15 protein-coding genes are annotated in these 15,750 nt (G+C 35.3%); 8 read left to right on the top strand and 7 right to left on the bottom strand.

Annotated elements, in window-relative coordinates:
• Nucleotides 1-53 precede the first annotated feature (53 nt).
• Complete coding sequence (locus tag KF816_16705) at nt 54-1,016, bottom strand: threonylcarbamoyl-AMP synthase (GenBank protein ID MBX3009666.1); 963 nt, start codon at nt 1,014-1,016, stop codon at nt 54-56.
• A gap of 118 nt (nt 1,017-1,134) precedes the next feature.
• Here KF816_16705 and hisN point away from each other — a divergent pair, with 118 nt between their 5' ends.
• The 3 genes from hisN to trxA all read left to right on the top strand — a co-directional run bounded on the left by hisN (nt 1,135) and on the right by trxA (nt 3,018).
• Entirely contained in the window at nt 1,135-1,905 is a 771-nt protein-coding gene (gene hisN, locus KF816_16700; GenBank protein ID MBX3009665.1) for a histidinol-phosphatase, read from the top strand.
• Nucleotides 1,902-2,621, top strand: a complete 720-nt coding sequence (locus KF816_16695; GenBank protein ID MBX3009664.1) for an HAD family hydrolase — start codon at nt 1,902-1,904, stop codon at nt 2,619-2,621. Before hisN ends, KF816_16695 begins: the two co-directional genes overlap by 4 nt.
• A gap of 64 nt (nt 2,622-2,685) precedes the next feature.
• Complete coding sequence (gene trxA, locus KF816_16690; GenBank protein MBX3009663.1) at nt 2,686-3,018, top strand: thioredoxin; 333 nt, start codon at nt 2,686-2,688, stop codon at nt 3,016-3,018.
• A 109-nt stretch (nt 3,019-3,127) separates the two neighbouring features.
• Here the strand turns inward: trxA and KF816_16685 are convergent, their stop codons facing one another.
• Both KF816_16685 and KF816_16680 read right to left on the bottom strand, forming a co-directional pair.
• Nucleotides 3,128-5,860, bottom strand: coding sequence for an insulinase family protein (locus KF816_16685; GenBank protein MBX3009662.1), 2,733 nt, complete (start codon nt 5,858-5,860; stop codon nt 3,128-3,130).
• A gap of 176 nt (nt 5,861-6,036) precedes the next feature.
• A complete protein-coding gene (locus KF816_16680) occupies nt 6,037-6,483 on the bottom strand; it encodes a DUF4920 domain-containing protein (GenBank protein ID MBX3009661.1) in 447 nt (148 codons plus the stop codon).
• Between the two features lie 173 nt (nt 6,484-6,656).
• Here KF816_16680 and priA point away from each other — a divergent pair, with 173 nt between their 5' ends.
• Genes priA through KF816_16660 form a run of 4 tightly spaced genes read left to right on the top strand, consistent with a single transcriptional unit; the run spans nt 6,657 to nt 12,230 of the window.
• Nucleotides 6,657-9,119, top strand: coding sequence for a primosomal protein N' (gene priA, locus KF816_16675; protein ID MBX3009660.1), 2,463 nt, complete (start codon nt 6,657-6,659; stop codon nt 9,117-9,119).
• 2 nt (nt 9,120-9,121) lie between these two features.
• The gene (locus tag KF816_16670) at nt 9,122-10,936 is read left to right on the top strand and encodes a hypothetical protein (GenBank protein MBX3009659.1); all 1,815 of its coding nucleotides are present in this window, start codon (nt 9,122-9,124) and stop codon (nt 10,934-10,936) included.
• An 11-nt stretch (nt 10,937-10,947) separates the two neighbouring features.
• Nucleotides 10,948-11,643 (top strand): TrkA family potassium uptake protein, encoded by a 696-nt coding sequence (locus tag KF816_16665; GenBank protein ID MBX3009658.1) that lies wholly within the window; start codon nt 10,948-10,950, stop codon nt 11,641-11,643.
• Nucleotides 11,643-12,230 (top strand): pseudouridine synthase, encoded by a 588-nt coding sequence (locus tag KF816_16660; GenBank protein ID MBX3009657.1) that lies wholly within the window; start codon nt 11,643-11,645, stop codon nt 12,228-12,230. The genes KF816_16665 and KF816_16660 overlap by 1 nt, the downstream gene beginning before the upstream one ends.
• A 41-nt stretch (nt 12,231-12,271) precedes the next feature.
• Here the strand turns inward: KF816_16660 and KF816_16655 are convergent, their stop codons facing one another.
• The 4 genes from KF816_16655 to KF816_16640 form a co-directional block, all read right to left on the bottom strand.
• Nucleotides 12,272-13,099 carry a YIP1 family protein gene (locus tag KF816_16655; GenBank protein MBX3009656.1) on the bottom strand — a complete coding sequence of 276 codons (828 nt, stop codon included), beginning with the start codon at nt 13,097-13,099 and terminating at the stop codon, nt 12,272-12,274.
• Between the two features lie 64 nt (nt 13,100-13,163).
• Complete coding sequence (locus tag KF816_16650) at nt 13,164-13,568, bottom strand: hypothetical protein (protein MBX3009655.1); 405 nt, start codon at nt 13,566-13,568, stop codon at nt 13,164-13,166.
• Entirely contained in the window at nt 13,565-13,762 is a 198-nt protein-coding gene (locus KF816_16645) for a helix-turn-helix transcriptional regulator (protein MBX3009654.1), read from the bottom strand. The genes KF816_16650 and KF816_16645 overlap by 4 nt, the downstream gene beginning before the upstream one ends.
• Complete coding sequence (locus KF816_16640; GenBank protein MBX3009653.1) at nt 13,759-14,184, bottom strand: hypothetical protein; 426 nt, start codon at nt 14,182-14,184, stop codon at nt 13,759-13,761. The genes KF816_16645 and KF816_16640 overlap by 4 nt, the downstream gene beginning before the upstream one ends.
• Nucleotides 14,185-14,347: 163 nt before the next feature.
• Between KF816_16640 and KF816_16635 the strand changes: the two genes are divergently transcribed.
• Nucleotides 14,348-15,718, top strand: a complete 1,371-nt coding sequence (locus KF816_16635; GenBank protein ID MBX3009652.1) for a tryptophanase — start codon at nt 14,348-14,350, stop codon at nt 15,716-15,718.
• Nucleotides 15,719-15,750: the final 32 nt, after the last annotated feature.

The raw sequence follows: 15,750 nt of genomic DNA, 5'->3' as shown, positions 1-15,750 counted from the left end.
GTTAGACTTATTAGAATTATTTGTAAGCAAGCTATGAACTGAATTTATGAAAATCAATAATGTTTATTAACTGCTTTTGTTAATCTATCCATAATGGCGGATCCCAACCCTGATTGCTCTATTTTTTCCACTAATATTAGATCCAGGTCTAATGTTTCAAACTCATGCAGAATCAAAAATAAATTAGCAGCGGCTTCTCTAAGATTACCGGTGGGGGAGAGCACCCGTTCAATTTTGTAATTAAAATTATCAGTTTTTTCTCTGAAGAATAATGCCCCTATATTTTTAGATTCATCAAGTAAAGATTCGTCATAAAATTTTAGAGGAGTATTGGGTGAATAATGAAATGGCAATTGCCCCGGTGAATTTGGCTTATCAGCGTCTAGTTTTTTATTTGAAAATTTTCCAGTAATCTTTTCAAGATCTTCTTTGGAAATACCGCCATGACGAAGCAGATAGAAATTTCCCTCTTCGTATTGAATTATTGTTGATTCAATTCCAACCGAACATTTTCCCCCATCTAAAATTAAATCAACTTTACCGCCCAAATATTTTTTAACATGAATTGCTTCGGTAGGACTTAAATGCCCAAATTTATTGGCGCTTGGCGCTGCTATTGGAGTTCCGGCTTCTTTAATTAACTCTAAAGCAACCCGATGGTTTGGCATTCGGATGGCAACAGTGTTATTGCCTGAAGTTACAATATCCGGTACAATTTCCTTTTTAGGAAGGACTAATGTCAGCGGTCCGGGCATAAATTTTTCAATCAACAATTCAATATTTTCATCAATTGATGATGCAAGTTTTGTGAACCAGTTTTTTTCGGCAATGTGCAGAATTAAGGGATTAAATGTGGGACGCTTTTTTGCTTCAAATATTTTTGCCACGGCAATTGGATTTAAACCATCAGCACCCAGCCCATAAACTGTCTCGGTGGGAAACGCAACTAATCCCCCCGACTTTATAATTTGAGCCGCATGTTGAATTGATTCGCTATTTGCTGTAACTAGATTCATTTTTCTATCAGCGAAAATACAATAGTTTTGTTAAAGATTTTCAAATCTATAAATTTAACTTACTATTATTATGTATTATTTTATTTGAATGGACTCCCACAAAAGATGAGATAAATAGATGAGTGAATTAAAAGAGTTAAAACTGTTTGCTGAAGAACTCGCAATGCTGAGTGGAAAATTAATTAAGCAGTATTGGCGTACAGATGTAAAAATTGAGAACAAAGCTGATGAATCGCCGGTAACAATTGCCGATAAAAAAGCCGAAGAATTGATGCGTGAATTAATTATGAAACGATATTCAGAGCATGGAATTTTGGGTGAGGAATTTGGGGAGCATAATTCGGAATCAGAATACAAGTGGATACTGGACCCGATTGACGGAACAAAAAGTTTTATTTGCGGAACTGTAACATTCGGAACTCTTATTGCTCTTGTCAAAAATAATGAACCAATTTTGGGTGTTATTAATCAACCTATACTTAATGAATTTTTGATTGGCGATAACGATTCGGCATTACTAAATGGGAAAGCTGTTAATGTTAGGAAGTGCGATGATTTATCGCAGGCAATACTTCTCGGAACTGATTATCTGCATATTGAAAAATACCAAAGTAAGGCTGGATTTGATAACCTGATGCGAAAAGTTAAATATTATAGAATGTGGGGCGACTGCTACGGATACTATTTAGTTGCTACCGGGTTCGCAGATATAATGATTGATCCGATTATGAATCCTTGGGATTCTCTTGCGGTAATTCCGGTTATTAGAGGCGCCGGCGGGAAAGTAACCGACTATAAAGGAGGCGATGCTGTAACTGGAACCAGTATGGTCGCAACAGCAGGAAAAATACATGATGATGTTATACGAATATTAAATCTCGATAAATGATAACCGATAAAAATAAAATTAGAGGAGTGTTTTTTGATCTGTATGGTACATTATTAACATTTAATGATTATGATGCAGCAAACAGACATTGGATAAATTGTTATTATGAGTATATAGGTAAACCCTACAATATTTCCTTTAATCAAATTGAAATTCTCTGTGATAAAATTATCACAATTGATGTTCCTAAAAATAATACACTTCAGCTTACAACCTACGAGTCGAAGATTAAGTATTTTCTTGAAGAAATTAATTTAACTCTGCCAATTGAACAGATAAAGGAATTGGCAAATATATCCGTTCAAAAATGGCAGGAACAAATTGAGCTTGATCGTCATTCTATTTCCACAATTGAAAATTTGAGAAAGATATATACTGTTGGTTTAATAACAAATTTTGATCACGCGCCACATATTTATGAAGTTGTAGGGAGTACAAAACTCAAATCATTATTCGATTTTATAATTGTTTCAGATGATGTGAATTGCAAAAAACCGGAGAAGAAAATATTTGAGATAGGCTTATCTAAATGTGGGTTGAATCCCGAAGAAGTGGTTTATATTGGAGACAATCCCGAGGATGATATACAGGGGGCAATTAATGCCGGGTTGAACGCAATATTAATTGACAGGGGAACCAAAACAAATTCCGCCATAACAAAAAACATAGACGTGCCAAAAATTACTTCCCTCCAGGAGCTCACAACTATCCTATAATTTTTATGAATCCTTTTTTTCTGAGCGGCATCAAACGGATAGAAAATTCAAAAAGGAGAATGAAATGAATAATGTAATAGTAGGAACCGACAACAATTTCCAGCAAGAAGTTTTACAAAGTGACATTCCGGTATTGGTTGATTTTTGGGCTCCCTGGTGTGGACCATGCCGCATGGTAGCACCTGTTGTTGAGGAAATAGCAAATGATCTTTCCGGAAAACTAAAAGTTGTAAAAGTTAATACAGATGAAAATTTTCAGGTAGCATCCCAGTATGGAATTATGAGCATTCCAACATTGGGAATATTTAAAGGTGGAAAATTAGTTGATGCCGTTGTTGGAGCTGTTCCAAAATCACATCTTGTAGGTAAAATTAATCCCCATTTAACTGTTAATTAATTATTGCTGAGTATAATGTTTGAGATGAGTATCTCGGGCAAACTTAAAATAAAAGCTGTCCCAAAAGTTATTAATGAAAAGCATTTTTACTTTTGAGACAGCTTCTTTTTTACTTAATCAAATTGCCGTCACCATCAATCATTCTAATTTCATAACCTAATTCTTTTAATCCCTCTTTTGTTTTTGAGGCATCGGTTACAACTACCCAAATTAGATTGTCGGGAGAAATAATTCTTTTTGCCGCTGACTGGATATCGTTAACTGAAAGATTTTTGATTTTTGAGGAATATTCGTTCCAGTAACCATCAGAAAGATTGTAACTAACCGAAGTTACAAGTGAATTTGCTACGGCTGCGTTGGTTTCCCAACTTCCGGGAAGTGAAAGTGAGTTTTGCTCTTTCACTTGATTTACTTCCTCATTTGTAGCCGGTTTATCGCCAACATAACCTTTTGTTTCTTTGATTATTTCTTGAATAGATTCTTTGGTTTTATCTACCTGAACAACACCATAAAACAAGTAGGGTCTTTGTCCTCTTGCGTTGGGCATAAATGCACCCGAACCATATGACCAATGCTTATCCTCTCTTAAATTCATATTAATTCTTGAAGTAAACATTCCACCAAGAATATCATTCATAGATTGAATAGCAATGCTTTCTTTATCACCGTATGGGGGGGCTACTTGAGCGCCGAATATAATGGATGATTGTGAACCCGGTCGATCCATTAAATAAACAACCGGTTTATCTGGTGCAGCAACAGTTTTAATTTCTTTATCTGGAACATCTCCCTGTTTCCATGCCGCAAATAATTTTTCGAGCTTTGGTTTTATTTCACTCATTGTAATATCGCCTACAATCACAATGGTTGCGTTATTTGGCTTAAACCAGGTTTGATGATACTTAACCATATCATCACGAGTAAGTTTCATAACTGTTGATTCAAATCCTGACCCGCTGAATGGTTTACCATAAGGATGATCTTCCCCATAAATATATTTAGGTACAACACGAAGACCCATTTGAATTGGCTGAACTTTTTCACGCTGAATTCCAACAATTCTTTCTTTTATTAATCTTTCAAGTTCCTTTTGAGGGAATGAGGGGTTCAAAATTACATCGGCAAATAAATTTAATGAAGGATCAAGATTAGCTTTTAGAGCGCTCATATTTATAAATGCCATATCAAGATTAGAACCGGTTCCTAAAGTAGCTCCCAACATTTGTAATTCTTCACTAATTTGAAGTGCGTCTTTTGTTTTTGTCCCCTCATCAAGCATATTCATCGCCATACTTGCTGTACCGGGGGATGCAAACTGATCGCTCGCAAAGCCTGCATCAAACATCAAATTAAGATTAACTACCGGAATAGCTTTTCTTTCTGCTAACAATATTTGCATTCCATTGCTTAACTTATCTTTTTGAACGTCGGGGAATTTTACCTCCGGTGATTCTCCAGCTTGGGGTACTGTCTTTCGGTCAACATCACTAGTAACTGTAGCGTATGGTGGATATGGATGAATTTCCAAAATAAATACACCATCGCTCAACCATTTATTTGCCGCGTTTTTGATATCCGCAGGTGTAGTTTCGGCAATAAATTTTTGATATGTTTTATAATAATCGGGAGAACCGCCATAAACCATATTTTGAGCAAGTATATCGGACTTGCCGCCAAAGCCGCCAATTCTTTCAATTCCACGGATGAATCCGGCAAAAAATTGTGATTTGACTTTCTTCAATTCTTTTTCGGTAACACCCGATTTTAATACCTTTGCTAATTCCTCATCAAGAGCTTTTTCAACTTCAGAAATATTTACTCCGGGTTTAACATCTGCTTCAACAATAAATTGACTTCCAATTTCTCCATCGCTGTAATATGATGCTGCGCGCGTCGCTATCTGATCTTCATAAACTAATCTTTTATAAAATCGGGATGTTTTTCCTGAAGCCAGAATATCGCTCAATAAATCGAGGTGAGCCAATTCTTTTGTCCCCCATTGAGGGATATTCCAAATTTTAGTTATTCGTGCCTGAGGAACTCTATCCTGCGCGGCATGACGTTTAGTGCCAACCATTTTGGCGATATTGATTTGTGATTTTGAAATTGGAGGACCAGCCGGAATATCCCCAAAATATTTTTCTACTTTCTTATAAACTTCTTCGGCGTTAATATCACCTGCAACAACAAGCACGGCATTATTTGGTCCATAATAAGTTTTGAACCATTCATGAACATCTTCAAGTTTTGCCGCTTCAAGATCTTCCATTGAGCCGATTACCGTCCATGAATATGGATGCCCTTTGGGATAAGTATTGTGAGTAATTAATTCATAAGCAATTGAATAAGGTTCATTTTCACCTTGACGTTTTTCATTTTGAACTACACCTCTCTGCTCATCAAGTTTTGCTTGAGTAACGGCACCAAGTAAATGCCCCATTCTATCACTTTCCATCCACAAGGCTAAATCGAGAGCCGATTTTGGTACATTCTGGAAATAGTTTGTGCGGTCATTATTGGTGGTACCGTTCAAGTCAGTTGCCCCAATTTTTTCCATAATCTTAAAATAATCATCATCAAAATTTTCGCTTCCATTAAACATTAAATGCTCAAATAAATGCGCGAAACCGGTTTTACCCTGTTTTTCGTTTTTAGAACCAACATGATACCAAATATTAACTGCAACAATTGGTGCTTTGTTATCTTCGTGAACAATTAATGTTAAGCCGTTTTTAAGAGTAAATGTTTTGTAGGGGATGTCGATTGTGTTAAGTTTTTGCGCTATTAGATTTGCTGAGAAGACCAGCGCGATCATCAGCATAAATAATGATTTGTATTTCATAATGCCTCTAATTTAATGAGTGATTCATTTTAAAGAAAATTGCATACTTAAGACGGACGAGAAGATAATTCGACACTAAATTAATGAAGTAATTTTTATAATTACACCAAATTATTTATAATAAAAAACCCCGGGTTCTCCGGGGCTCATTATCATTTCACAATTCTAAACTCTGATTATTTTATAACAGCTCCCAAACCTCGAAGTTGATAAACTTTTGCGCTCTTGCTACCCGAACAGCATCCGCCTTCATCGGCTTTAGCTTCTTCACCCTCATGACCACCACATTCCGATTCTGCTTTAACTACTTCTATGGTTCCTTCAACTAAAGCTTTTTTCCCTTTTGCGTCTTGAGGAAATACGATTACCCCATCTTCAACTTTAACTTTTAATTTCTCACCTTCTTTATTACCTGAAACCTCGATCCAGCATCCTCTGCTGGGACAAACTGCGAGAACATCACCTTCAACTAAAACCGACTTTCCTTCAAACTTAGCTGGTGTTTCTAATATTTTAGATATATCAGTTTTTTCTTTGATAGTTATTTCTTTCCCATATTTTTCTTCATTTGCAAAAGAAATTGATACTGTGATAATTAGAAAGAATGCGAGTATTTTTTTCATCTTTTCTCCATTATTAATTTAGGGGTAGCAAAATAAGACGTATTGTTGATTTATGCAATCCACAAAAGAATGATTATATTTGAGAAAAGCTTTCGGCTTGAGGCAATTAATGTTTGGTATTATTTCCTATAATTACAAAGCTTTGAGCGGGAATCCGAAATTTGAGAGTTATTATGTACTGCCAAATAGTATTTCCTTTACCATTTAGAAATTCATTCACCTACTTAATACCGGCAGAGTTGAAAGACTCGGTAAAAGTAGGAGTGCGCGCAGTTGTTCCTTTTGGGAAAAGAGTACTCACCGGATTTGTTGTTTCTACTTCAGCCGAATCTGATATTAAAGAAAAAATTAAGACGGTTCGCGATGTAATTGATGACCTTCCTATTTTTGATGAAAAAGCATTGAAGTTTTATGAATGGATTGCCGATTATTACATGAGCTCCCTTGGGGAAGCTTTGCGAAATTGCGTTCCATACGGCTCAGATGTTGAATCTAAAAGAAAAGTTGTTGTTGATTTTGATTATTGCAATAAATTGATTTCTACTGAGACAAAAAAAAATTCACCCCGCTCTAAATTGCTTTCAGTTTTGATAGAGAAAGAAACTCATCAAATTTCCCAGCTGCAAAAACAATTGAAACAGAAAAACCTCTACGCGTCACTTCAGTCGCTCGAAAAGATTGGAGCAATATCCATTCTTACTTTTATTGATGAGGGTAAGGTTAGGATTAAAAAAGTAAAGTATGTTAAACTTGCTAAAAGTTTGGAAGAAATTTATGAGATAATGCCAGAAGTGGAAAGAAAATCCACAAAGCAAGTTGTTATTCTCATGGAACTTATTTCACAGAAAGTGGCGGTACAACAGAGCGAGTTACTCAAAAAAACAAACACTTCTTCAACTACTATCAATTCATTAATCCAGAAAAATCTTATAGAAGTATTTGAGAAAGAAGTTGAGAGAGTTTACACGGAATCGTATAAAGAAGAATCAAAAAACATAATCTTAAGTGAGTCCCAGCAGAAAGTGGTTGATACGATTAGCGAATCCATAAATGAAAACAAGTTTGATCCTTACTTATTATATGGTGTTACTGGCAGTGGCAAAACTCAAGTTTATATTGAGTTAGTAAAAAAAGTTGTTGAGCAGGGAAAAACTGCAATTATTCTCGTCCCCGAAATTTCATTAACGCCCCAAATAACAACACGTTTCATTAATTATTTTGAAGATAAAACTGCGGTATTGCACAGTAGAATGTCGCTTGGCGAAAGATATGATTCGTGGCGTGGAATAGTTTCCGGTAAATATAAAGTTGTGATAGGTCCACGAAGCGCTTTGTTCGCTCCATTAAAAAACATTGGATTAATTGTTGTTGATGAAGAGCATGATCAGAGTTATAAACAAAATGATATTGTACCCAAATACAATGCTCGCGAATGTGCCGTTATAAGAGCTAAATTTAATGACTGTCCAGTAATTTTAGGATCAGCCACTCCCTCAATTGAAAGCATGTACAATGCGAAAAACGAAAAATATAAGTTGCTGGAATTACCCGATAGAATTGATGACGCAAAACTTCCGGTTATAAAACTTGTTGATGTTACTATTGAACGTAAAAAGAAAAAAATGGAGAGCATCTTTAGTAAGCAATTAATTGATGCGATTGACACAAGACTTCAGAAAAAGGAAAGTGTAATAATTTTACAGAACCGGCGGGGATTTGCGACTCAAGTATTTTGTGATGACTGCGGAGAAGTTATTACGTGCGATGACTGTTCTGTATCGATGGTTCATCATTTAAGTAAAAATATTCTTCATTGTCATTATTGCGGAATTATAAAACCGGTGCCAAAAGCGTGTTCAATCTGTGGTTCAATTTCATTAAAGTTTTTTGGAACTGGTACACAAAGAGTTGAAGATGAATTGGAGTATTATTTTCCAAAAGCAAAAATTGAGAGGGTAGATTCCGATTCAATTAATAGAAAAGGTAAACTTGGGGAACTGCTGAATAGTTTTAGTAAAGGGGAAATTGATATTCTTGTTGGTACGCAAATGGTTTCAAAGGGATTGGATTTTGCAAATGTTACTCTGGTTGGAGTTGTTGCCGCTGAAACTTCATTGTGGCTGCCCGATTTTAGAGCGGATGAAAGAACCTTTCAACTTCTAACTCAAGTTAGCGGAAGGGCGGGAAGAAGCGGGAAAGAGGGGGAGGTAATAATCCAAACTCAAAATCATAAACATTTTGTCCTTCAAAAAGTTGTGGAATATGATTATGAAGGATTTTATGAAAAAGAAATTTTACTAAGGGAACAGAGCGGCTACCCTCCCTTCTCAAAAATTGGACTAATTGAAATTAAAGATGAAAATGAAACTCGGGCACGTGCCGCGATTAATGAGTTTTATGGTTATTTATGTAAATATGGTAAATCATTAATAATTACACCTCCGGGGGAGGCTACAATTTTCAAAGTAAAAGGGAGTTATCGCTTTCAAATAATTTTGAAGAGTAGTAGAAAACGAGATCCATCCGGAAAAATTCTGCGTAATGCCATTATTCAATCGTTCATTGAGTTTAATCAAAAATCTAAGTTCAAAGATGTGAGATTAATAATTGATGTTGATCCGCAGAGTGTAAATTAGGTATGTCGAAGCTATCTTTAAATATTAAAAATGGCAGCAGGAAATCGCAAGCCCACCATAAAAGAGAAATTTTAAGAAACTCTCTGATACGCTATAGTAGAATTTTCATGGCGCTGCTAGCTATCACGGCTTTGATTAGCATGGTTGCTGATTTTGGTTTTTATTTAAAAGATGAAATTAAAGAATATACATCTATACTCCCCGGAACAGTGCTGTATGGATTTTCAATTTATTACATTTTGAGAGTTGCGCTCGAAAAGGATAGACTTGCTTTTATTAAATCACACAGAATTGAGTTGCTACTCATAGGGTTTATAATAATTTATTTATTGTTCCCTCAATTGATAAGCGGAATAGTCTTTTCGATTAATCCAATGCTCAGTCCAAAAACTCTGACTTATGTTTACCTAATAATCACACAAACACTTGCAATAATTACGCTTTTGCTGGAAGCGATTAACCAGAGCAAAAAATTAATCAACCGTAGAATTCAGCCGGCTATGCTTTTAATGATAAGTTTTATAGTGATTATTATAATTGGAGCGCTTTTATTGATGATGCCCAAATCAACTTATGGCGGGTATATTAGTTTTGTTGACGCATTATTTACTTCGGCGAGTGCGGTTACAGTAACAGGGCTCACTGTTGTTGATACAGAGGGATTCTTTACGTATAACGGAAAGCTAATTATTCTCGGATTAATTCAAATTGGTGGATTAGGGATAATGACGCTTACTTCTTTTTTTGCATTTTCGTCGGGAAAATCGTACAACTTAAAAGAGTATGTTGCTGTGCAGGAAATGTTTGGCGAGGAAAATATAAGCGGATTGAAAAGATTAATCTATCAAATTGTTGGTCTTACGTTTATTATTGAATTTATTGGAGCACTGTTAATCTTTAATTTTGCAGATTTATCATTTATATCATCAACTAAAGAAAAAATATTCTTCTCGGTTTTCCATTCCGTCTCCGCTTTTTGCAACGCGGGATTTTCTTTGCTAAGCCAGAACTTGGCTCATGAAAACCTATTCCTAAATTTTCCATTTTTATTGATTATCATGTTTTTAATAATTGCCGGGGGACTTGGTTTTCCGGTACTTAGAGATATTAGAAAAGTATTTGTTAATAATGTGCTAAATAAGAATAATATTCAGTTCAAACTTCACTCAAGATTGGTATTAATTACTTCGGTTGCACTAATTATCGTGGGTGCTGTTTTTTATTTTGCTCTTGAAGCAAATAAAAGTATGAATAGTCAAAATACCTTTGAGCAAGTTTTAACTTCGGTATTCCAATCGGTTACTACTAGAACCGCGGGATTTAACACAGTAGATTTTACAAAATTATCATTACCGGTTATTTTTATAATTATTGTATTGATGTGGATTGGCGCTTCCCCAGCTTCAACTGGGGGAGGAATTAAAACAACGGCATTTTCTATCTCGCTACTAAATCTCTTCTCCATTGCCAGAGGAAAAGACAGAGTGGAAATATTTAAAAAAAGAATCTCATCTTTCGATATAAGTCGGTCATTTAGCACAATTATTTTAAGCATGATTTATATATCAATAGCTACCTTTCTTTTACTACTATCGGAAAACGCGTCATTCGAAAAAATACTTTTTGAGGTTATCTCGGCATCAAGCACAGTTGGACTCACTTTGGGTATTACTCCTGAACTTTCTCAATTTGGAAAACTAATTATTACCTCGGCAATGTTTATTGGAAGAATTGGCTTTTTAACATTTACACTGGCATTATTTAAAAAAATGGATGTTCATCTTTACGATTACGTAGAAGAAAAAACTATAATTTAATTGGGAATAATATGAGTAAAAAATTCGCAATAATAGGACTTGGAAATTTCGGTGGATTTCTCGCAAATTTTTTAGAGGAAAAGGGAGCTGAAGTATTAGCAATCGACAGCGATATAAATAAACTCGAAGATGTAAAAGAAATAGTTACCCGCGCAGTTCGTCTCGATTCTACAGATGAAAAAGCTCTTCGAACTCAAGATCTACATGAGTATGATGCTGTAATTGTTGGTATGGGGGATGATTTTGAGGCGAGTATTTTAACGGTTTCTATATTGCAAATACTGGGTGTTAAAAGAATTATTGTTAGAGCCACCACCGAAATTACCAAACGAATTCTTTCTAATCTTGGAATAAAAGAAATCATTCTTCCCACCGAAGAAGCCGCTATGCGGGTTGCTAATACTTTAATGATGGATAAAGTAATTAATTCTGTTTTACTTGAGACCGATTATAGTATAGTTGAAATGATTGCTCCAATTGAGTTTTCAGGAAAAACTCTTCAACAACTTGATTTACCCAAAAATTATAAAGTGAATGTTGTTACAATTAAAAGAAAAATAACCAAATCTAATATGCTGGGCTTTGGTGAAACCACTTCTGAACAGATAATTGGAATTCCAACCGGTGAAACAACTATAGAAAAAGAGGATGTACTACTTGTATTTGGAGAAGAAAAGAGCATTAGAAAACTTCTTAAAAAAGAATAATGAGAAACACTTATTATTATTTTGCTATTTATAAACCGTATGGCGTGCTTTCACAATTTACTGATGCGAACGATAGAAAAACACTCTCAACACTTTTTAATTTTCCTAAGGATGTGTATCCTGTTGGCAGATTAGATTTGGATAGCGAGGGACTGCTTCTTCTCACGAATGACAAGTTATTAACCGATCATTTGCTAAATCCGCGGAACAAATTAGAAAAGGAGTATTATGTTCAGGTGGAAGGTATCCCTACTCAAAAAGCAATCCGGCAATTAATTGATGGAGTGTTAATAGAAGGTAAAAAAACTTTACCGGCAAAAGCATTAATAATTAGCGATCCAAATTTCCCCGAAAGAAATCCTCCAATCAGAGAAAGGAAGAACATTCCCACTAGTTGGATTTCATTAACTATTACTGAAGGGAGAAATCGGCAAGTACGAAAAATGACCGCGGCAGTTGGATTTCCAACTTTGCGGTTGGTTCGAGTTAGAATTAAAAGTATAGTGCTAGGCAGTTTGAAATCGGCGGAAGTACGTGAATTGTCAAAAAAAGAAATTGAGAGTATTAAATTGATTGAGAAAAAATAAAGGTAGAAGTGAGGTAATACCCACCTCTACCCTTGTAAATTTTACGACATCGAAAACCATTTTAAGAATGGTATGGCCTGAGCGAGATAGAAGAATATTAAGCTGGTAAGTAACCAGACTCCAACAATTGTGATAACATATTTTTTGATGTCATTTGATTTAAACATCTTCGCAAATCCAATACCAATAATCACATAAAACCAAATTGTGAATGGATCTAATTTATTTAACAACCAACCAGTAATTGTGGAGCCATCGGCATCGGTTAATGCTCCAAGACTTGTCCCGGTAAAAAATTTATTCATAACCATAGCTAAGATTACCATAACAATTATTTGCAATATATTGATGTAGTAGGGAAGACCGTAGGAAACCATTGCAGACTTATAATTTCCATCCCCCTTTAATCCAACTTTTACAATTAGAAGAAAAACGCCGCTTACAATAAAAAACATTATAAACGTTACAACAAGAATTCCAAATCCGGTGAAGATATACTGAGTCATTCCCTGTTCACTCATTCTATCTCTAATTGCCTCCATCTGCTCATCTTTCTGTGCTTCAGTCATTTGCCCTTTTTTAACCATTTCATCAAAGTTCTGCTCAATATTCTTTGTTTGCTTTTCAATTACACTTAAACGGATTTCAGGATTGCTCATCATTACTATATTAGAGAGTATTGCGATTACTATAAAAACAAGAACCGGCAAAATCCAATCAATTGTCTTCGGTTCGGCTTGCGCCATTTTAGTGAAGGTAGGAACGGGCTCCGATAACACACCAACAAGTTTGTCTGTATGACTCATTTCGAACTCTTCTTCTTCAACGGAGGACATTTTAGGCGCATCCTGGTTTTGCATTTCTTCCATTTAGATTCTCCTTGTATTTTTAATGAGGGCAGACCTAAATTAATAAAAACTATAAATAAATGAATTAAAAATTTTCCCTAAAGTAATTGTAAGCAAGTCCGGTTAAAGCGTGTGTTAAAATAAAAATGGGCAATAGATAGCGTCCCCAAATTTTTGCGATCGTAACATTTAATAATGGTAGAGTGACCTCTTGAAAAGTAAAAATAATTATCAAACAGGAGATGAAAAGAAAAACAGAGATATATCCTATTTGAATAAATATGAAAAATTCCCTCTCGTCCAGTTTGAAATCTTTACCTAATCGAACAAAAACAAAGTAGAAGATTGCCCACGTAATAATTAAAAAAATGATGCTGATCAGCATGCTGTTTGCTATTGTTTCTCCTTTCAAGTAAACATCATAACTAAAAACAGCAAACATGATTAAAGAGATGAATAGCTCTTCTCGAAATATTTTTATTAGATTCATTTTTCCTCCAGGAAAAAAATCTCTTCAACCTTTCGGTTAAATACTTTTGCAATTTTTAAAGCAAGAGGAAGACTCGGATCATATTTCTCCCGTTCTATAGCGTTAATTGTTTGACGGGAAACCTCCAGTAGTTTTGCCAAATCGTCTTGCGATAATCGCCTTTCGGCACGCATAACATGTAATATATTTTTCACTCGTACCTTTCCTTAATAAATTCCATCCCAATTAAATAAGCTACAATTCCCACGATTACAAGAATTATTAAAATGTAGTTCAACATCGTTGGCGCGAAATTCAAAAAAATAAAAACAAATACGAAGAAGAAAACAAGCGAAGTAGTAAATGCAAACTCCAGAGATTCTAGATGAATTCTGAATTTAAGTTCATCTCCCCGTTTCGTTTTGAAATGAAAACCCAGTGTACAATAAATAAACCCCAGTGCAGCAAGTAGAGAGGAAATTAGAAAAAATGATTTGAAAAGGTAGGGGGTAGAATCAATTATTGATTTTGTATCAATCAAACCAAATATTAATAGCGGGAGAAAAATCATTATCGATGAGGAAATCAATATCTGTTTAGTATAGGGGAACGAAAAATTTTTAATGACATTTTTCATTCTTAACTCCTTCAGTGATTTTTTACAAATCCAAATTATAGCAACCTTTACAAAAAGTCAAGTATACTTTACATAAACTTTTTTATCTATTTCTCTCCCACTTATTATGATGCCGTAGTTATCTAATAATTCTTAATTTTCTTTCACTAAAAAATGAGGAAAAATGAAAACCATTATTGAGCCATTTAGAATTAAATCGGTCGAGCCGATTAGGTTTACTACCAAAGAAGAAAGAACAAAAATATTAGAGGATGCCGGTTACAATACTTTTTTAATTCACGCGGATGATGTACTAATTGACCTGCTAACTGACAGCGGTACCTCGGCAATGAGTTCGGAACAGTGGTCCGGTATTATGCGTGGCGATGAAAGTTATGCCGGTGCAAAAAGTTATTACCGCTTTGAAAGCGCAGTAAAAAAAATTACAGGCGATAAGTTTATTATTCCAACCCATCAAGGAAGAGCCGCGGAAAAAATATTGTTTACTATTCTTGGTGGAAAAGGAAAATACTTTGCCGCCAATACTTTTTTTGATACAACCCGAGCAAATGTAGAGTATAGCGGAGCGGAAGCCCACGATTTATTAAATGAGGTTGGCAAGCATCCCGAAATACGAGCTCCATTTAAGGGGGATATGGACATTGAAGCTCTTAAATCATTTATTAAAAAGTATGGAAAAGAAAATATTCCTCTTGTTGTATTAACAGTAACCAATAATTCGGGGGGCGGTCAACCTGTCTCGATGAAAAATATTAAAGAAGTATCGGGGATTTGCAAACAAAATAATATTCCTCTGTTTCTTGATGCCTGTCGCTTTGCGGAAAACGCCTACTTTATAAAAATGAGAGAAGAGGGATATAAAGAGAAATCAATTTTAGAAATATGCCAGGAAATGTTCTCCTATGCCGATGGATCGACAATGAGCGCAAAAAAAGATGCGCTTGTAAATATTGGGGGCTGGCTCTCAATTAATGATGAAGAGCTTGCGATGAAATCGCGAAACCTCTTAATCGTAACCGAAGGTTTTCCAACTTACGGCGGACTCGCAGGACGAGATCTCGAAGCTATTGCCCAAGGTTTGGAAGAGATTGTTGATGAATATTATTTGCAATACAGAATTCGTAGTATCGAATATCTCGGCGAAAAATTATTGAGTAATGGAATTCCAATTATTGAACCGCCGGGAGGGCACGCTATTTATATTGACGCAAAACGATTCGCGCCTCATATTCCGGTTGATCAATTTCCGGGACAATCAATTACTTGCGAAATGTATATTGAGGGGGGGATTCGTGCCTGTGAAATTGGCAGCGTAATGTTTGGAAAATATGACGCTGATGGAAATCTGATTCCGGCAATGATGGAACTTGTTAGAATGGCTATTCCGAGAAGAGTCTATACTCAAAGTCATATTGATTATGTTGCTGAAGTTTTGATAGAGGTTTTCAAAAAGAGGAATGAGCTGAAGGGTTATACCTTTACTTATGAAGCTCCGATGCTGAGACACTTTACCGCCAGATTTAAACCATTATAGTTGAGAGTAAATTTGGTTCATTCATTGGTAAG

Source organism: Melioribacteraceae bacterium, assembly GCA_019638015.1.
Lineage (GTDB): Bacteria > Bacteroidota > Ignavibacteria > Ignavibacteriales > Melioribacteraceae > JAHBUP01.
The sequence above is the reverse complement of the archived record's forward strand: the minus strand, read 5'-3'. Positions and strand labels throughout refer to the sequence as shown.

What these genes read in the sequence shown, in the direction of transcription:
- KF816_16695 (MBX3009664.1), top strand. Translation starts at nt 1,902, where the DNA reads ATGATAACCGATAAAAATAAAATTAGAGGAGTGTTTTTTGATCTGTAT.
- KF816_16670 (MBX3009659.1), top strand. Translation starts at nt 9,122, where the DNA reads ATGTCGAAGCTATCTTTAAATATTAAAAATGGCAGCAGGAAATCGCAA.
- KF816_16685 (MBX3009662.1), bottom strand. Translation starts at nt 5,860, where the DNA reads ATGAAATACAAATCATTATTTATGCTGATGATCGCGCTGGTCTTCTCA.
- KF816_16665 (MBX3009658.1), top strand. Translation starts at nt 10,948, where the DNA reads ATGAGTAAAAAATTCGCAATAATAGGACTTGGAAATTTCGGTGGATTT.
- KF816_16640 (MBX3009653.1), bottom strand. Translation starts at nt 14,184, where the DNA reads ATGAAAAATGTCATTAAAAATTTTTCGTTCCCCTATACTAAACAGATA.
- KF816_16680 (MBX3009661.1), bottom strand. Translation starts at nt 6,483, where the DNA reads ATGAAAAAAATACTCGCATTCTTTCTAATTATCACAGTATCAATTTCT.
- KF816_16655 (MBX3009656.1), bottom strand. Translation starts at nt 13,099, where the DNA reads ATGGAAGAAATGCAAAACCAGGATGCGCCTAAAATGTCCTCCGTTGAA.
- KF816_16705 (MBX3009666.1), bottom strand. Translation starts at nt 1,016, where the DNA reads ATGAATCTAGTTACAGCAAATAGCGAATCAATTCAACATGCGGCTCAA.
- KF816_16635 (MBX3009652.1), top strand. Translation starts at nt 14,348, where the DNA reads ATGAAAACCATTATTGAGCCATTTAGAATTAAATCGGTCGAGCCGATT.
- KF816_16660 (MBX3009657.1), top strand. Translation starts at nt 11,643, where the DNA reads ATGAGAAACACTTATTATTATTTTGCTATTTATAAACCGTATGGCGTG.
- trxA (MBX3009663.1), top strand. Translation starts at nt 2,686, where the DNA reads ATGAATAATGTAATAGTAGGAACCGACAACAATTTCCAGCAAGAAGTT.
- KF816_16650 (MBX3009655.1), bottom strand. Translation starts at nt 13,568, where the DNA reads ATGAATCTAATAAAAATATTTCGAGAAGAGCTATTCATCTCTTTAATC.
- priA (MBX3009660.1), top strand. Translation starts at nt 6,657, where the DNA reads ATGTACTGCCAAATAGTATTTCCTTTACCATTTAGAAATTCATTCACC.
- hisN (MBX3009665.1), top strand. Translation starts at nt 1,135, where the DNA reads ATGAGTGAATTAAAAGAGTTAAAACTGTTTGCTGAAGAACTCGCAATG.